The organism is Streptomyces sp. 11x1, from assembly GCF_032598905.1.
Lineage (GTDB): Bacteria > Actinomycetota > Actinomycetes > Streptomycetales > Streptomycetaceae > Streptomyces.
On record NZ_CP122458.1, the window covers coordinates 3,139,561 to 3,157,602 of the forward strand.

General features: G+C 71.2%; 7 protein-coding genes. 3 read left to right on the forward strand and 4 right to left on the reverse strand.

The features are described 5' to 3' along the window. Positions 1–113: 113 nt before the first annotated feature. Positions 114–10,391, reverse strand: coding sequence for a non-ribosomal peptide synthetase (locus P8T65_RS13545; protein ID WP_316725669.1), 10,278 nt, complete (start codon positions 10,389–10,391; stop codon positions 114–116). 147 nt (positions 10,392–10,538) lie between these two features. Next, positions 10,539–11,873 (reverse strand): serine hydrolase domain-containing protein, encoded by a 1,335-nt coding sequence (locus P8T65_RS13550; protein ID WP_316725670.1) that lies wholly within the window; start codon positions 11,871–11,873, stop codon positions 10,539–10,541. A gap of 313 nt (positions 11,874–12,186) precedes the next feature. Between P8T65_RS13550 and pheA the strand changes: the two genes are divergently transcribed. Then, complete coding sequence (pheA, locus tag P8T65_RS13555) at positions 12,187–13,125, forward strand: prephenate dehydratase (protein WP_316725671.1); 939 nt, start codon at positions 12,187–12,189, stop codon at positions 13,123–13,125. A gap of 25 nt (positions 13,126–13,150) precedes the next feature. Here the strand turns inward: pheA and P8T65_RS13560 are convergent, their stop codons facing one another. Then, on the reverse strand, positions 13,151–13,813 hold the full coding sequence (locus P8T65_RS13560) for a response regulator transcription factor (protein WP_316725672.1): 663 nt from the start codon (positions 13,811–13,813) through the stop codon (positions 13,151–13,153). After that, the gene (locus P8T65_RS13565; RefSeq protein ID WP_316725673.1) at positions 13,801–15,120 is read right to left on the reverse strand and encodes a sensor domain-containing protein; all 1,320 of its coding nucleotides are present in this window, start codon (positions 15,118–15,120) and stop codon (positions 13,801–13,803) included. Before P8T65_RS13565 ends, P8T65_RS13560 begins: the two co-directional genes overlap by 13 nt. Positions 15,121–15,310: 190 nt before the next feature. On the opposite strand from P8T65_RS13565, the gene P8T65_RS13570 reads away from it, so the two are divergent. Next, positions 15,311–16,051, forward strand: coding sequence for an ABC transporter ATP-binding protein (locus P8T65_RS13570; RefSeq protein ID WP_316725674.1), 741 nt, complete (start codon positions 15,311–15,313; stop codon positions 16,049–16,051). Next, complete coding sequence (locus P8T65_RS13575; RefSeq protein ID WP_316725675.1) at positions 16,051–18,030, forward strand: FtsX-like permease family protein; 1,980 nt, start codon at positions 16,051–16,053, stop codon at positions 18,028–18,030. Before P8T65_RS13570 ends, P8T65_RS13575 begins: the two co-directional genes overlap by 1 nt. The last annotated feature ends 12 nt before the right edge of the window (positions 18,031–18,042 follow it).

Below are 18,042 nucleotides of genomic sequence, written 5' to 3' on the forward strand. Positions count from 1 at the left end.
TCCTAGAAGTCGTGCACCTCCCCGGGACGAATCAGCCGGGGGGCCACAGAGCGGGTGGGGGGGGCAGGCCGGGTGGGCCTCACCCGGGGCGGGGGACTGGCTTTCCGCCCCGGCTACGGAGTGGGACCACCCTCCTCCAGCTCCGCGAGGACGCGTTCCTCGATCTCGTGTGCGATCAGGGCGACCGTCGGCCGGTCGAACAGGACCCGGGGCGACAGGCCCAGGCCGAAGGCCGTGTTGAGACGGGAGACGACCCGGATCGCGAGGAGCGAGTCGCCGCCATTGGTGAAGAAGTCGTCGTGGATCCCCGCCGGGCCGGAGCCCATCAGCTCCGCCCAGATCTCGGCCACGGCCTCCTCGGTGACCGTGCGCGGCGCGATACGGGCCCCCTGGCTGTCGTTCGGGACCGACGGCGCCGGAAGGGCTCGCCGATCGACCTTGCCGCTGGGGGTGAGCGGCAGTTCGTCGAGCCGGTTGACGACGGTCGGCAGCATGAACTCCGGCAGTCGCCCGGCCAGGAGGCTCCGCACCTCGCTGGCGTCGGGAGCCGAGCCGTCGACTGTTACCACATGGGCCACGAGCACCGTGCGCTCGCCGTCCGTATGGGCCACGACCGCCGCGTCCCGGACCGCCGGGAGGCTCACCAGCGCGGCCTCGACCTCACCGGCCTCGATGCGGAAGCCCCGGATCTTGACCTGTCCGTCCCGGCGCCCCAGGTAGACCAGGGTCCCGTCGGAACGCCAACGCACCAGGTCGCCCGATCGGTACACGCGCTCCCCGGACTCGCCGAAGGGATGCCCGGGGAAGAGTTCTTCCGTCAGCTCCGGGCGGTTCAGGTAGCCCCGGGCCAGCCCCGCGCCCGCGATGTACAACTCACCCGTCACCCCGGCCGGGACCGGCGCGGACGCCTCGTCCAGAACCAGCACCTGGTAGCCGGGGAGTGGCCGCCCGATGGGCAGCGGGCCGCCGGCCGCCACGTCGTCGGCGGTGATCTCCTGATAGGTCACGTACACGGTCGCCTCGGTGGGCCCGTACACGTTGACGACCCGCGCGCCCCCAGAGCCGTGGCGGTCGAACCAGGCCGACAGGTGCTTGGGCTCCAGGGCCTCACCCGCAAGGAAGACCCACCGCAGCTTCGGCAACTCGACCGCAGTGGCCGTAGGGGCGCCGTCCTCCACCAGGGTGCGGAACATCGACGGCGTCTGGCTCAGCACGCTGACGCCCTCGGTATGCAGCAGGTCCCAGGCAGCACGTGGCTCGCGCGACCAGTCCTGGGGGATGAGCACGAGCCGACCGCCGGTGGTCAGGCAACCCCACATCTCCCAGACGGACACGTCGAAGGCATACGAGTGGAACGCCGACCACACCTCGCCCGCGCCCAGGCCGAACGAGGCCGGGGAGTGGGCCAGCAGGTTCAGCACCGAGCGGTGCTCGACCGCCACCCCCTTGGGGCGGCCCGTCGAGCCGGATGTGTAGATGACGTACGCGAGGTCGTCGCCAGACACCCGCGTGTCGGGCGCCGTCCCGGGCAGCCCCGCCACGGACGGCAGATCCAGCCGCGTGACGGTGAGCCCGGCCACCTCGGGTGTCTCACTGAAGCCGTCGCTGACCAGGACCCCGGCCCCCGAGTCCCGGAGCATGAACGCCCGACGGTCCGCCGGATAAGCCGGGTCAACCGGCACATACGCGGCGCCCGTCTTCAGGACTGCGAGCAGCGCGACCACCAGGTCCGGACCCCGCAGCGCCGACACGCCCACGGCACCGCCCGGGGCCGCGCCCAGGGAGATCAGGTGATGGGCGAACCGGTTGGCCTGTTCTTCCAACTCCCGGTAGCTCACCGCTACTTCACTGTACGACAGTGCCGTCGCGTCGGGTGTGGCGGCCGCTTGCCGAGCGACCAGGCCGTGCACCGTCCCGTCGACCGGCCTGGTGCGCGGACCATGACCCCATTCCCGTACGACCTGTTCGACCTCGTCGTCCGAGAGGGCGGGCAGCTCGGCCGGCGACCGTTGTGGGTCGGCGGCGAGTCCGGTCAGCAGCGTGGTGAAGCTCCGGGCCAGGTTCGCGACGGTGTCCTCGTCGAACAGCGCCGGATCGTAGGCCAGCGTGAAGGCCAACTCCTCGGCGTCGTAGGCCAGCAGGTTCAGCGGAAAGTGAGTGATGTCCATACCGGTCAGAGCCCGCAGATGCGGACCGTCGCCGTCCTCGGCATGGACGTCCCTCGGGTAATTCTCGAAGACGACCAGGCTCTCGAAGAGCCCGGTGCCGCGTTCCACGGAGCTCCAGTCCCGCACTCGGGACAGTGGGACGTAGTCGTACTGCCGCGCCTCCACCTGCTCCCGCTGAAGTGCCGTGAGCCAGTCGGCCACCGAGGCCGCGGCGGCCTCTTCGCCGATGCCGACGCGCACCGGCAGCGTGTTGATCAACATGCCCGCGATCGAGTCGACGCCGGTCAAGTCCGCGGGGCGGCCGGACACGGTCGCGCCGAACACGACGTCCCGCTCGCCTGAGCAACGGGACAGCAACAGCGCCCACGCGCCCTGCACCAAGGTGTTGAGGGTCAGCCGGTGCGTACGCGCGAACGCGGCCAGGGCAGCCGAGTCCTCGGGCGAGAGCCGGGCGAACAGCCGGGCCGTCGAACGGGATGTGTGGCCGGTCGGCGGGAGCCGGTCGTACGGTAGTGCGTTCGGTGTCGTGAACCCGGCCAGCCGACCGCGCCAGAACTCCTCCGCCTGCGCGCCGTCCTGCCGCTCCAGCCACTCCACGTACGCCCTGAACGGCTGCCGGGACATGAGCGCCGGCGTGCGGCCCGCGGCCAGCGCCGTGTACGCGTCGTGTACCTGGGTCAGCACGCTGAACATGCTCCAGCCGTCGAACAGCAGATGATGGAAGGCGCACACCACCCGCACCGAGTCGTTCGTCAGCCGGATCAGCGTGAGCTGGGCCAACGGCGCCGTCCTCATGTCCAGTCGCGGCGTCTCGTCCCACATCCGCCCCAGAGCCTCCTCCTGTTCCACAGCGGACAGGCCACGCCAGTCGACCTGGTCGACCGGAAGCTCGACCCGACGGCGCACCACGGCCAGGGGCCGCTCCACGCCCTCCCAGACGACCTGGGTGCGCAGCGCCTCCAGCCCGTCGGCCGTGTGCTGCCACGCCTCGGACAGCACCTCCGGGTCCCGCACACCGTCGAGGACATAGGTCATCCGCTCTACGTACGAGGTGCCCTCGGGGTCGGACAGCGTGTGGAAGAGCATGCCCGCCTGCATCGGCGTCAGCGGATACACATCGGCCACGTTCCGGCCGTCACCGACGACCCGGTCCACTCCGGCCTGGTCGAGCCCGGCCAGCGGGAAGTCGGAGGGCGTGGCGCCGCCGCTGCCGTCGGCCAGGCAATGTTGGACCAGGTCGCGCAGCGCGGCCAGGAACTCACCGGCCAGCCGCTCGACGGTCGCCGTGGCGTGGCTTCCGGGCGAGTGGATCCAGTCGACGCGCAGCTCCCCGTCACTCACGGCCGCCACGATGTCGATCAGGTGCGGACGTGGCAGCCCGTCCGCCTGTTCGCGGCCCAGAGGCTCCAGACGGCCGCGCACCAGCCCGTCCCGCTGCGCAGAGCCATCCCATTGCCCCAGGTAGTTGAAGCTAACCTGCTGTTCGTGCACCGGGTCGCCGAACCGGGGACGCCCGTCCGGGCCCGGCAGATGACGCAGGGCGCCGTAACCGAGGCCGTGGCCCGGGACGGCCCGGATGTTCTCCTTCATGGCCTTCAGGGCGGCGCCCCAATCCGTGGTGGGCACGTCGAGCGTGACCGGGAAGGCAGTCGTGAACCAGCCGACGGTGCGGGACAGGTCGACGCCGTCGAAGAGGTCCTCGCGGCCGTGCCCCTCCAGGGCGATGGTCACCGGCGCACCTGCCCAGCGACCCAGCACCCGGCCCAGCGCGGTGAGCAGCACGTCGTTGATCTGCGTGCGGTAGGCGGCCGGAACCCGCTGGAGCAGGTCACGGGTCTCCTCCCGGCCCAGCAGTACGGAGGTCACCTCGGCCGAGCCGAAGGTGTTCGGCGCATCACCGTCGCGCGGCACCCCGGCCGCCCGGTCCGTCACCTCCCGCCAGTACGGCAGTTCGGCGTCGAAGCCACCGGCCCGGGCGTGCTCGGCCAGCCGTGCCGCCCAGGTCTGGTAGCTGCTGGTCCTGCTCGGTGCCCCGGCTGCCAGGCCCTGTGTGAGCTGGGCATACACGGTCGACAGGTCTTCGAGGATCACTCGCCAGGAGACCCCGTCCATCACCAGGTGATGCGCGGTGAGGAAGAGCACCGGCAGCCGTCCCGCGCCCAGTCGGAAGAACACACCGCGGGCCAGGACGCCCGCGCTGAGGTCCACCGCCAGGCGGGCTGCCGCCGCGGCCTCCTCCAGCGCGCTCTCCCAGTCGGCCTCGTCCAGACCGGACAGGTCACGCACCGTCAGCAGCATGGCCGCGTCGGGTGTCTCGCCGTACTCCTGTGTCCAATTGGAGCCCGTACGGCGAAAACGCATCCGCAGCGCGTCGTGGTGGGCCACCGTGACGGCCAGGGCTCGTTCCAGCAGGGCGGTGTCCGTATCCGGGGCCAGGGCGACCCGCGTCGACATGGTGTAGTGGTCCGGCCCCTCGCGGTGGTCCTCGAAGAACCGGCGCTGAATCGGCGTGAGAGCGACCGGCCCGGAAACCTTGACGGACTCGGCGGCCGGCTCCTCGTCCGCCACCGTGCCGACCGCCGCGGCCAGCGCAGCGACCGTCTGGTGGACGAACATCATCCGCGAGGTGAGGTGCAGACCGGCCTGCCGTGCTCTGGAGACCACCTGGAGCGACAGGATGGAGTCGCCGCCCAGTTCGAAGAAGTTGTCGTGGGCGCCGACCCGTTCGACCCCGAGGACCTGCGACCAGACCTTGGCCAGCACTGCCTGCGGGCCGTCCTCCGGAGCTGTGTACTCGGCACCGGGCCGCAGCGCCGAAACCTCCGGGCCGGGCAGCGCGCGCAGGTCGACCTTCCCGTTGGAGGTCAGGGGCAGCCGCTCCAGTGGTACGAACAGGGCGGGCGTCATGTGCTCGGGCAAGGTCGCGGCGAGATGGGCACGCAGCACCTCGCCGTCAAGGGCGGGCGTCCCGGCGGCATAGGCGACGAGCCGACGGCGGCCCGGAGCGTCCTCGTGCGCGACCACGACCGCGTCCGTGACATCAGGGTGCCGCTTCAAGGCGCTCTCGACCTCGCCCAGCTCGATCCGGAAGCCGCGGATCTTCACCTGGCGGTCGGCACGCCCCAGGAATTCCAGCACTCCGTCGGCCCGGCGCCGGGCCAGGTCGCCCGAACAGTACATTCGGCTTCCGGGCTCCCCGAACGGATCGGCGACGAACCGCTCCGCGGTCAGGGCGGGCCGCCCCAGGTAGCCCTGGGCCAGCCCCGGGCCCGCGAGATACAGCTCACCCGGTACACCGACCGGTGCGGGCCTCAGCGAAGCGGTCAGTACATAGGCCCGTGTGTTGCCGACCGGAGTGCCCAGCGGCACCGGGGTCGCCGGGTCCATGCCGAGCACCAGCCGGTAGGTGGTGGCCAGCGAGGTGGCCTCGGTCGGGCCGTAGCCGTTGGCGAGCCGCAGACCCGGGTGGACCGCCAGGACCCGGGCGGCATGCTCGGGCGAAAGCTTGTCGCCACCGGCCACGACCTGACGCAGCCCGCTCAGGGCCGTCACATCGTCGTCGACCACGTGGGCGAACAGGCCGGCCGCAATGGCGAGATGGGTCACCTGGTGCCGCGTCAGGAAGGTCTTCAGCTCCTGGCCGGTAGGCGTCGTCGGCGGGTGCACCGCAAGCCGGGCCCCGTTCAGGAGCGCCCCCCACACCTCCAGTGTGGCGGCGTCGAAGGACAGCGAGGCCAACTGGGCGACGGTGTCCCCGGGCGCCAGGTCGAAGATCCCCGACTGGTGCGCCAACCGCACCACCGCGTGGTGCGAGGTCAGCACGCCCTTGGGGCCGCCGGTCGAACCGGAGGTGTAGATCACGTATGCCAGGTCGTCCGGCGAGACCGCGACCCGGGAAACGTCACCGCCTGCCTCCGCGCCCTTGACATCCGAGTCGCCTGGATCACCGAGCTCGTCCAGGTCGAGGATCGCGGCGTCGGTGTCGGGGAGTCGCTCGCGCAGTCGCCGCTGGGTGAGCAGCAGGCGCACCCTGGCGTCGTCGAGCATGTACGAGAGCCGTTCGGCCGGATAGCCGGGATCGAGCGGCAGATACGCCGCGCCCGCCTTGAGGACGGCGAGCATGGCCACGACCGCGTCCGTCCCGCGCTCCAGGCACAGGCCGACCAGCAGCCCCGGACCGGCACCGGCCGCGAGCAGTCGGCCGGCGAGCCGGTCCGCGCGCTCGTCCAGCTCCCGGTAGGTCAGGTCGGTGTCACCGAAGGAGACGGCCACCGCGTTGGGCTGCCGGGCGACCTGCGCGGTGAACAGTTCGGGCAGGGTGTTCTCGGGCAGCGGACGGGCCGTGTCGTTCCAGCCGTGCACCAGGCGGGCGTGCTCGGCCTCGGTGAGCAGGGGAAGCGCGCTCACCTCCTGCTCGGGGGAGTCGGCCGCCGCGTCCAGCAGCACGGTGAGGTTGCCGACCAGCCGCGCGACGGTCGCCTCGTCGAACAGCGCGGTGCTGTAGATGATCCGGCCATAAAGCCGGTCGTCGGCCTCGGTGAACTCCACCGTCAGATCGAATGGGGCGGCGCCGTGCTCCACCGGGTAGGGCTCGTACTCCACCTCCGGCATCCGGACGTCACCGCGCGGGGTGTTCTGGAGGACGACCATGGTCTGGATCAGCGGAGTACGGCTGGTGTCCCGCTCCGGCTGCACCGCCTCCACCACCTGCTCGAACGGCACGTCCTCGTGCGCGAAGGCGTCGAGCACCGTCTCCTTGATCCGGTCCAGCAGTTCGCCGAAGGACATCCGCTGCTCGACCCTGGTACGCAGGACGACCGTGTTGACCAGGAAGCCCACCAGCTGCTCCAGCTCGCGGTGGCCGCGCCCCGAGGTGGCTGTGCCGACCGCGATGTCCTCTTGCCCGGACCAGTGCGCGAAGACCGCCTTGACCGCGGCGGTGAGGGCCATGAAGAGAGTCGCGCCCCGCTGTGCGGCCAGCTCCCGGGCCCTGGCCGTCAGGCCGGACGGCAGCTCGAAGTGGTACTCGGCACCCGTCGTCGAACGCACCGCGGGGCGTGGCCGGTCGGTGGGCAGGTCAAGCGGGGTGACACCGGCCAGCCGCTCGCGCCACCACGCCAGATGACGGCCGACCAGGGCACTGCCCTCGGTACGTCCGCGCTGCCAGGCCGCGAAGTCGGCGTACTGCACGGTGAGGTCCGGCAGTTCCTGACGGGTGCCGCGGACCCGGGTCGTGTACAGCGCGCTGAGCTCCCGGGCGATCACCCCGGACGACCAGCCATCGGTCACGATGTGGTGGACGCCCAGGACGCAGACGTGCTCCCGTTCCGCCAGCCGAACCAGCAACACTCGGACCAGAGGGCCGGTTTGCAGGTCGTAGGGGCGTGCCATCTGCGCGCGGACCAGTTCCCGCAGCCGCTCCTCACGCAGTCGCTCGGGCACCCCGGACAAGTCGACGCTCTGCCACTGGGGGTCCAGTGACGGATAGACCACCTGCACACCCTGGCCGCCGACCGCGCCGAACGTGGTCCGCAACACCTCGTGACGCGCTGTCAGGTCGCGCATGGCGTCGCGCAGGGCGTCGAGATCCAGGGCTCCGGTCAGCCGCAGACCCAATCCCGTGTGGTACTCGGCGCTGCCCGGCGCGAAGTTCTCCAGGAACCACAGTCGGCGCTGCCCGTACGACATGGGCAGCAGCCCCTCGCGGGAGATCACCGGGATGGCGGCTTCCGCGCTCTCCTCGGCCGAGGAGAGCAGCTCGGCGAGCGCGGCCACCGTGGGTGAGTCGAACAGCACGCGCAGCGACAGCCTGATGCCGAGGGCCTGGCGCAGCCGGGATGCAGCGCGCACGGAGAGCAGCGAGTTGCCGCCGAGGGCGAAGAACTCGTCGTGGATGCCGACGCGCTCCACTTCCAGGACCTCGGCCCAGACGTTCGCGATGGTCTCCTCGACGGCGTTGCGCGGCGCCTCGTAACCCGGCCCCCGTCCCCCGTCGCGCGGCGCCTCCAAGGTCGGCAACGCCAGACGGTTCACCTTGCCGTTGGGTGTCAGCGGCAGCGCGTCCAGCACGGTTATCGCCGCCGGGACCATGTACTCCGGAAGCTGGACGGCCAGGTATTCGCGCAGTTCGCCGCCGGTCGGGCGGACGCGACCGGACGGCACCACATAGGCCAGCAAATTGGTGTTGTGGGTGACCACCACCGCCTGCGCCACGTCACCGCGGCGCGTCAACAGACTCTCAATCTCACCGAGTTCGACGCGGAACCCACGTACCTTGACCTGGTCGTCGACCCGTGCCAGATACTCCAGGGTGCCGTCCGCCCGGCGGCGCACGACGTCGCCGGTGCGGTACATCCGGCTCCCGTGCGCGTCGAACGGGTCGGCGACGAACCGCTCAGCCGTGGTGCCAGGCCGGCCGTGGTAACCACGGGCCAGCCCGGGACCCGCGATGTACAGCTCGCCCCGAACGCCGACCGGCACCGGGCGCAGGAGATCGTCCAGTACGTAAACGCGGGTGTTGGCAATGGGGCTGCCGATGGGCGGCACCTCGGCGCCGCTGAGCGGAGCGCTCATCGTGGCGCACACGGTGGTCTCCGTCGGCCCGTACGCGTTGATCATGAGTCGCCCCGCCGACCAGCGGTCCACCAGGTCGCCCGTGGCCGCCTCGCCCGCGACCACCAGGGTCGCGCCGGCTGGCAGGCCCCGACCCTCCGGGAGCACCGCGACCGTGGTCGGGGTCAGCGTGGCGTGCGTGACGCCGTGCTTGGCGGTGTACGCGGCCAGTGGCTCGCCCGGCTGGAGCGACTCCTCGGAGCCCATGACCAGGCAGGCGCCAGTGAGGACGCCCATGCAGATCTCCCAGAACGCGGCGTCGAAGCTGGCCGACGCGAACTGGAGCACCTTGCTGTCCGGAGTGACATCGAACGCCTCGGTCTGGGCGGCCACGAGGTTGCCGATGCCCCGGTGCGTGACCAGGACGCCCTTGGGCCGGCCGGTCGATCCCGAGGTGTAGATGACGTATGCGAGGTCTTCGGGGGTGAGCGCGACCTCAGGTGCCGTGACGGGCCGGCGGTCCAGCACGGCATGGTCGCGGTCCACGGGCACGAGTACGGCGTCGGTGGGCGGCAGTCCGCCGGCCACGGTCTCCTGCGTCACGACATACCCGACGCCCGAGTCGCGCAGCATGTAGGCCAGCCGCTCCTCGGGATAGTTCGGATCGAGCGGCACATAGGCGGCGCCGGCCTTCATCACGCCGAGCATCCCGGCAACCAGCCAGGTACCGCGCTCCACGCACAGCCCGACCAGGTCGCCCCGACTGACGCCGAGATCCAGGAGGTGGTGGGCGATACGGCTGGACCGCTCGTCCAGTTCCCGGTAGGTCAGCGGACCATATTCGTCCAGGGCGGCGACGGCGTCGGGCCGCGTCCGCACCTGAGCGGCGAACAAGTCGGGAAAGGTGCCGGTGGGCACGGACCGCTCGGTGGTGTTCCAACCGTGGACCACCTGCTCGAACTCGCCCGGGGAGAGCATCGGCAGGGCGGAGACGGGCAGTTCCGGCTGAACGGCGGCACCGGCCAGCAGCACGGTCAGATGCCCGACAATCCGTACGATGGTCGAATGGTCGAACAGGACTGAGTTGTAGTGGACGGACACCGGCAGGGCTCCGTCCACGACGGCCACCTCCAGCGCCAGGTCCAGCGGATCGAACGCGGCGGTGGCCTGCTCCCCGTCCCGTACGACGACCATGGCCTGCACGAACGGCGTCACACTGGTGTCCTGCTCCGGCGCAAGCTCCTCGACGAGCCGCGCCAGCGACACGTCGTGGGCGAATGCCTCCTGCGCCGTGTCCCTCACTCGGGTGACGAGGTCCTCGAACGAGTCGTGGGCCCCGGCCTCGGTGCGCAGCACCACGGTGTGCGACGTGCGCGGCGCGAGGGTGCCGACGGCCACGTCGGACTGGCCCAAGTAGCGGGTGAACAGCGCCTGGATCCCTGCGACGAACACCGCCCGCAGGTCGCTGTCCTGCCGGTCTGCCAGGGCGCGTAGGGCCTCGGCGGTGGCGCGCGGTACCTCGAAGGCGTAGGTGGACGTCTCCGTCGACCGTACGACCGAACGTCTGCGGTCGGTGGGGAGGTCGAGGGGCGGGATACCGGCCAGCCGCCGCCGCCAGTACTCGACGTCCTGGCGCGGCGGACGTCCGGCCGGTGCTCCAGCGCGAGTCAAGACTGTGCCTCCATGGGGGATGACGTGAGGGCGCGTGGAGATGCCGCTGGGCGGCGCAGCGCCAGAGGGACGTCGACGAAGAAGACGTGAGGTGAAAGACGTGAAGTGCTGAGATACGGAGAACCGGAAGGCGTGCGCCGGAGGGCGTTACGCCGCCGTGGCGACCCGGGTGGCCGAGCGCCCGGTGAGCTGCATGAGGGCCGTGCCGTTGTCGCCGTCGACGAGGAACCGCCCGAACCAGGGGGCATGGCCCGAGTCCACGCGGCGGGCGCTGAAGACCATCTGGTCGTGCAGGCTCAGGTTGGCAACCAGGCCGGTGCGGTCGCTGAGGCGGACCCCGCTCCCGTGCGGGCGCACCGAGAACAGGGTGTCGCCGTTGGCGTAGTCGCCCAGCACGCGGCAAGCGTCGACGGTCGGGGCGGCGGTCCGCGATGACGGCAGCGGGGAGTCGTAGTCCGCGACGGGCAGGCCCTGTGCGCGCAGCCGTGTGACCAGCTCGGGCCACAGAAGGGTTCCGGTGGTGGAGTTGGTGGTGAGCGCCACAGCCATCCCCGTCTCCGGGTGAAAGCGCAGATGACAGGTGGAGCCATCGACGGTGCCGTCGTGGCCCAGCCAGCCGTCGTCGGCGCCGTAGCGCCCCAGGCCCAGAGCCCAGCCGTCGGCCAGACCGAAGGCGTCGGCGTCCAGTTGGGGTCGGTGCATCGCCGCCCGGTGCTCGGCATCCAGCAGCCGGGCGGCCCTCGGGTGGGCGCCGGTGTGCAGCCGGGCCAGCGCGAGCAGGTCTTCCGCGCTGCCCGCGAGCCCTCCGGCCGGAGCCCACGTGGCAGGCAGGAAGAGGTCGACAGGGGTGGCCGCGCGCCCGCCCGGCTGCACCACATGGCCACTGGCCGAGGTGCGGGCCGAGTCAGCCCGAGTGCGCGGGATGTGCGGCGTGATGCCGAGCGGCACCAGCAGGAAGTCGCGCAGCGCCGCGTCCCATGGCAGGCCGGTGATTTCCTCGACGAGCCGTCCGACGACGTTGTAGCCGGTGTTGGCGTAAGAGAACCGGCTGCCAGGCTCGAAGAGCAGCGGCAGGCCGGCGACACTCGCCGCGTAGTGGGCCAGCGACCGTTCCATGGGGTCGCCCAGCTGATGGTCCGAGACCAGACCGGAGGTGTGCGACAGCAGATGCCGTAGGGTGACCCGGGCGAGCGCCGAGACCTGTGGAACCCGCCAGTTGGGCAGCAACTCGGCGACAGGGGCGTCGAGTTCGATATCGCCATCCGACGCCAGCTGGACTGCGAGGGTGGCGGTGAAGGCCTTCGTCACCGAGCCGAAAGCGAACGCGGAGGAGGTCTCCACCGGCTGTGGACACCCCTCGCGCAGCACGCCCGTGGCCACGGACAGGACCTGTGAACCGGTGTCGACGGCGAGTTGTGCCCCCGGCACGGCATGGTCCTCGGCGAGTGTGCGCAACAGTTCGGCGACGTACCGGATTTCCATCTTTCCCCCATCGGTCTTCCATCGGTCATCGGTGCCGACCTGCGGGTCACGCGGTGCGGCTCGGGGCACGCCGACGGAGCAGTCCACAGCGGCCACTGGAGGGGCAACCGGTTCGCTGGTCCTACGCCCGGTTGGGTACGGTCAGCCCCTCCGAGGGTGCGGATGCCCGTACCCCTTCCACCTTGATCCAGGCGTGCGTCAGCGACAAGGTGTTTCCCCGGAGGGAAAGACCGCAGGTCACGGCCCTTTCGTCAAGCCCGTTCCTACCCTTTTCGTCCAGTCGGTCCGTCGCCCCAGCCGTAGGGTGATGGCTATGTCGGCTCCCCGATACACCTATCTCGGCCCCGAGGGAACCTTCACCGAGGCCGCTCTGCACACTCTCCCCGAAGCCGCTACGCGCGAACTGGTTCCTATGGTGTCCGTCTCCGCTGCCCTCGACGCGGTCCGGGCTCATGAGGCCGAAGCCGCCCTCGTCCCCATCGAGAACTCGGTGGAGGGCGGTGTGACTGGCACCATCGACGAACTCGCCCACGGCAGGCCTCTGATGATCTACCGCGAGGTGCGCCTGCCCATCGCCTTCGCGCTGCTCGTCCGCCCGGGCACCACGCTCGAGGACATCAAGACCGTCACCGGCCACCCGGTGGCCCAGCCGCAGGTGCGCCGCTGGCTGGGCGCCCATCTGCCGCACGCCATCTGGGAATCGGCCGCCTCCAACGCCGATGGCGCGCGGCTGGTGCAAGAGGGCCGGTACGACGCCGCGTTCGCGGGCGAGGTCGCCGCCGCTCGCTACCGGTTGGAGCCGCTGGCCACGGACATCCACGACGACGCAAGCGCGGAGACCCGGTTCGTGCTCGTGGGCCGCCCAGCCCGTCCGTCCGCGCCCACCGGCCACGACCGTACCTCCGTGGTGGTCTGGCTGAGCGCGGACCGGCCCGGCGCGTTGCTCGAACTCCTTCAGCAACTCGCCGTGCGCGCGGTCGACCTGCTGCTCATCCAGTCCCGGCCGGTCGGCGGTGGCCTCGGCAACTACTGCTTCGTCATGGACGCGGAGGGACATGTGTCCGAACGGCACGTCGGCGAGGCCCTGATGGGGCTCAAGAGGATCGCCCCGAAGGTGCGGTTCCTGGGGTCCTATCCCAGGGCGGGTGACCCTGTCCCGGACCCCCGGCCGGTGTCCCGGCGAGACGGTGGCGACCGTGCCTTCACCGAGGCGGCGGACTGGCTGACGCGTATTCAGGACGGGCGGGAGTGACAGGGCCGAGCGACTGACTCCGGGCTCAGCTCGTCTCGCCCCGCAGGTGGGCCAGAACGGCCAGCACCCGGCGGTTTCCCTCCACCGGGTCGAGGTCCAGCTTCATGAAGATGTTGCTGGAGTGCTTCACCACCGAGGCCTCGGTGACACTCAGCCGGTGAGCGATGGTCTGGTTGTTGAACCCTTCGGCCATGAGCGCGAGTACCTCGCGCTCGCGTGGGGTCAGCCGGTTCAGCGGCCTGCTCGCGGTCTGCTGCGTCAGCAGCACCCGGACCACCTCGGGGTCGATCACGGTCTGCCCCTCAGAGACGCGGCGGAGGGTGTCCAGGAACTCGGAGACCTCGCCCACGCGGTCCTTGAGCAGATACCCGAGCCCGGCCGAGCCCGGTCCGCCGCCGCTGAGCAACTGGGTCGCATAGGCCGTCGCGACGTACTGGGACAGCACCAGGACGGGCAACCGCTCGTGCCGGGCGCGGAGTTCCAGCGCCGCCTTCAGGCCCTCGTCGCGGAACCCGGGGGGCATCCGTACGTCGGTAATCACAATGTCGGGCTGGTGGGTGTCCACGGCCTGAGCCAGCGCCCGGGCATCGCCCACCGCCGCCATCACCTCGTGGCCACTGCGGTTGAGCAACTCGACCAAGCCGGCACGAAGCAGGACGGCGTCTTCGGCCAGGACTACGCGGAGCACGGGACCTCCACCCGGAGCTGGGTCGGACCGCCGACGGGACTTGAGACCAGCAGTCGGCCCCGCAGGATCGCCAGGCGGTCCGCGAGCCCGGAGAGACCGGTGCCGTTGGCGGGATCGGCCCCGCCCCGCCCGTCGTCGGTGATCAGCAGGATAAGCCGATCGTGCTCCAGACGGCCTGTGATGTCGATCCGCGTTGCCCCGCTGTGCTTCGCCGCGTTGGTCAACGCTTCCGTGACGGTGAAGTACGCCGTCGTCTCCACCACGGTGGGCAGTCGGCGCGGCAGATCGATGTCGACGGTCACTGTGAGGGAGGTGCGCAGCGCGACCTCCGCCACGGCCGCGGCCAGTCCATGATCGGTCAGCACCTGGGGGTGGATGCCCCGCACCAGGTCCCGAAGCTGGTCCAGGGCGCGACGGGCCTCGCCACGGCCCCGGGAGATCAGCTCGGCCGCCTCGGGACTGGCGTCCTTGAGTTCCAGCTCCGCCAGCCCCAACGTCATGGTCAGCGCGACCAGTTGTTGCTGGGCTCCGTCGTGCAGATCCCGCTCGATCCGGCGGCGCTCGGCCTCGAACGCGTCCGCGAGCCGCGCCCGCGAGCGGGTCAGTTCGACGACCTTCTTGTTCGCCTGATCCTCGCGCGGCCCCAGCAGGAACCACGCCGTGCGCACCTGGGCCACGGTCAGCCAGCCCGCGGCGTAGGCGGAGCCGGCCAGCGAGGCCATGCCCACGAGCATGAACGGCACGGCCGCCAGGGGATCGGGGATCGCGTGCCCCGGGATCACCATCACTGTCTCCGGAGCCAGGGCCCACACCAGGGCGGGAGTCACCAGCAGAACGCAGGAGAACACCAGCAGAACGGCCACGCCGAGACCAGCCCCGGTGAAGACCACCGCAAGCAGAGCGGTGTAGCCCAGCTCGCGCCAGGTGGCTCGCTCGGTGAACAGGTACCGCAGCCGTCGTGACCCGCTCTCGGGCCTCGGTACGTGCGGATTGGCCAGCCGTGAGGGCTCGACCAGGCACAGCCTGCGCCGCTCCACGGCCGCTACCGGTACGCCGAGCAGCGCGGTGCAGGCGAGCAGCAGCAGACCCACACCCACCACCGAGAGCACCACCCCGAGGGAGACCAGCACCACCAGGCTCACCAGGATGCCCGCTCCGAACAGCGCGCCGCCCAGGAGATGGACCCAACAGCGCAGCGGCCAGAGGGATATCAGGAACCGCGTCGGCCGACGGGCGAGCGCCTCCCGGACGGCTAAGTTCGGTACGTCCGGATCGCCCGGGCCGGAGGGACCCGTCACGGAGGACATGGAGGACAATGCCGCGCCTTTCCCTACCCGCGCCGCCCCCGTGCACGCGCGCCCCATGAGCGGAGCCCCGCTCGTGCTCACAGGCAACTGTAGTGCTACCCAGAGGAGCTGTCGGTAGGGGAAACCCCCCCTTCAGGTCTCCCCTCAGGCCCACTGCGCGGCCCGGGGCCCGGGTGATGTGCTGGATGGCATGTCACTTCTCTCCGGCACAACGGTGTCGGCAGCCCAGCTGGTGTCCGTCTCGAAGACCTATCCGGGTAGTCCGGGGCCCGTGCTGCACAACGCGTCGATGGACTTCCCGACCGGGACCATGACCGCGGTCATGGGGCCGTCCGGCTCCGGAAAGACCACCCTGCTGCACTGCGCCGCCGGGCTGGACCGGCCCGATACCGGGCGCGTACTGCTCGGGGACACGGATCTGACGGCCTGCGACGAAAGCGCCCTGACCGAGTTGCGCCGCCGCCGCATCGGTTTCGTCTTCCAGCAGTTCAACCTGCTGCCGATGCTTACGGCGTACGAGAACGTCGCACTGCCGCTGCGGCTGGCCGGCCGACACCCGAAGCGCGCGGACGTGCTCGGCGCGCTCGACAGGGTTGGCCTGAAGGACATCTCCGGCCGCCGCCCCGCCCAGCTCTCCGGCGGCCAGCAGCAGCGCGTCGCCATCGCACGGACCATCGCGGCCGGGCCGGAGGTCGTGTTCGCCGACGAACCGACCGGCTCGCTCGACCGGGCCACCGGCCGCCAGGTCATCGCCCTGTTGCGCGACCTCGTCGACCGGGACGGCGGCACGGTGATCATGGTGACCCACGACCCTGTGGCAGCCGCGGCGGCGGACCGGGCCTACTACCTGGTGGACGGGCGAGTCGTCGACGAGCTGCACCACCCCGACGTCGAGCGGGTCACCGCCTGGCTCACCCGCTGGGAGAACTGATGTGGCGCCTGTCCGTACGTTCCGTACGTCACCATTTCCCGCTGTTCCTCGGGACGTTCGTCGCGCTGGTCCTCGGCGTGGCCCTGATCGCCGTGTCCTCGGCCGCGCTGGGCGCCACCTTCGGCGTGTCACAGCCGACGACGGGGCGTGCGGCGGTCACCCTGCCGGACGGTGAGGGCCACGCCCACACGGTCACAGACGGGGGCATCGACCTGGGGGGCATCCAGACCGTACTGGTACTGGCCGGGGTGATCTGCCTGTTCGTCACCGTCTTCGTCATCTCCGGCACCTGCGCTCTGAGCATCGCGCTGCGCCGTCGTGAACTCGGACTGCTGCGGCTGGTCGGCGCCGGCTCCTCCCAGGTGCGGCGCATGGTGATCGGCGAGTGCCTCGCGGTAGCCGTCCCCGCGGCGGCCGTGGGCTGTCTGCTCGCTGTTCTCACCACGCCGCTCGCCCTGGCCGGGCTCAACGGCACCGGCCTGGCACCGGTCGACCTGAAGGACGCGTCGCTGGCCGTGCCGCTCGTGATCGCCTCCGGGGCCGGTCTGCTGATGGCCCTGCTGGGAGCGGTCGCCGCCTCCCGCCGGGCCGCGCGGCTGCACGCCACCGAGGCGCTGCGCGAGGCCGATCTGGACGCGCGGACCATGACCGGCGGCCGCTGGACGATGGGGCTGATCCTGCTCGCCGCAGGCGCCCTCATGGTGGGCCTGGCCCCGGGCACGAACGCGGAGGGCGCCACCCCGCTGGCCCTGTTCGGCACCCTCGCGCTCACCCTGGCCGCCTCCCTGCTCGGCCCCCTCTACCTGACCCCGCTGACCCGGCTACTGGCCCTCGCACTGCGCCGGACCCGTTCGGTGCCCGCCCAACTGGCTGTGGCCTCGCTCAGTACGGCACGGCTGCGCACCGCGTCTTTGACCGGGCCCGTCCTCGCCATCGTCGCCGTCGTCGGGATCTTCACCTCCGTTCTGTCCACCACCGGGGCGACCGTCAAGGCGGACGACCAGCGCCGTACGGCCGGGCAGCTGATCGTCGAACCCGTCGGCGAGGACGGGCTCGCCCCGAAGACGCTCACCGCCCTGCGCGCTGACTCGCGCGTCACTGCCGTGTCCGCGCCCGCGAGCATGGGCGTCGCCGTCGCCGACCGCACCTCCGTCCGGCAGGACAGGGGCGCCGCCGTGGACCTGCCCGCCTTCGCCCGCACGCACCGCGTCGACGTGGTCGAGGGCCGGATCAAGGAGCTGGCCACCGGCGAGATCGCCGTGTCGCGCGAGTACGCGGGCTGGTACGGCTACCACGTCGGCACCCGGATCACCTACGGGCTCTACGGCCAGAAAGCGGCCACCGGCAAGGTGGTCGCGATCATCGAAGCGGGCGCGACGCTCTCCCAGGTCCTCCTGCCGCCCGCTCGGGCCGGGGCGCACCGGCCCGAGCGGGCAACGGTGCTTTTGGACGGTGCATCGGCGAGCCAGACCGACGACGTCGCTCTCGATCTGGCGAACCGTCTCGGCTCCGGCCAGGTCACCGTGACCCCGACCACCCAGTGGTTCGACACCACCACGGACGAACAGGGCAGGCTCAACACCCTGGTCCTGGTCGTGCTGGCCGGACCGGCCTCGCTGTACGCCCTGGTCTCCGTCGCCAGCACACTCGTGATGTCGTACAGCAGGCGGGGCCGGGAGATCGTCGGCATGCGTCTGATCGGGGTGGCCGAGGAGCAGGTCCGTCGCGTGGCCGTGTGGGAGACGCTGATCACCACCGCGATGGCAGCGGGTGTCGCGGCGGTCGTGGTGGCCCTGGGTCTCGGGGCGTACCGCGCCTCGCTGGCGGCCGGATACGACACGGTCGCGGTCAGCGTGCCGTGGGGGGCGCTGAGCCTGCTGGTGCTCGCTTGCCTCGGTGTGGGTGCCGCGGTGGGGCTGACAGCAACGGGTCGGCTGCTTCGGCGGGACGGCGTCGCGGCAATCAACGTGCGTGACTAGGGGAGGAAACCG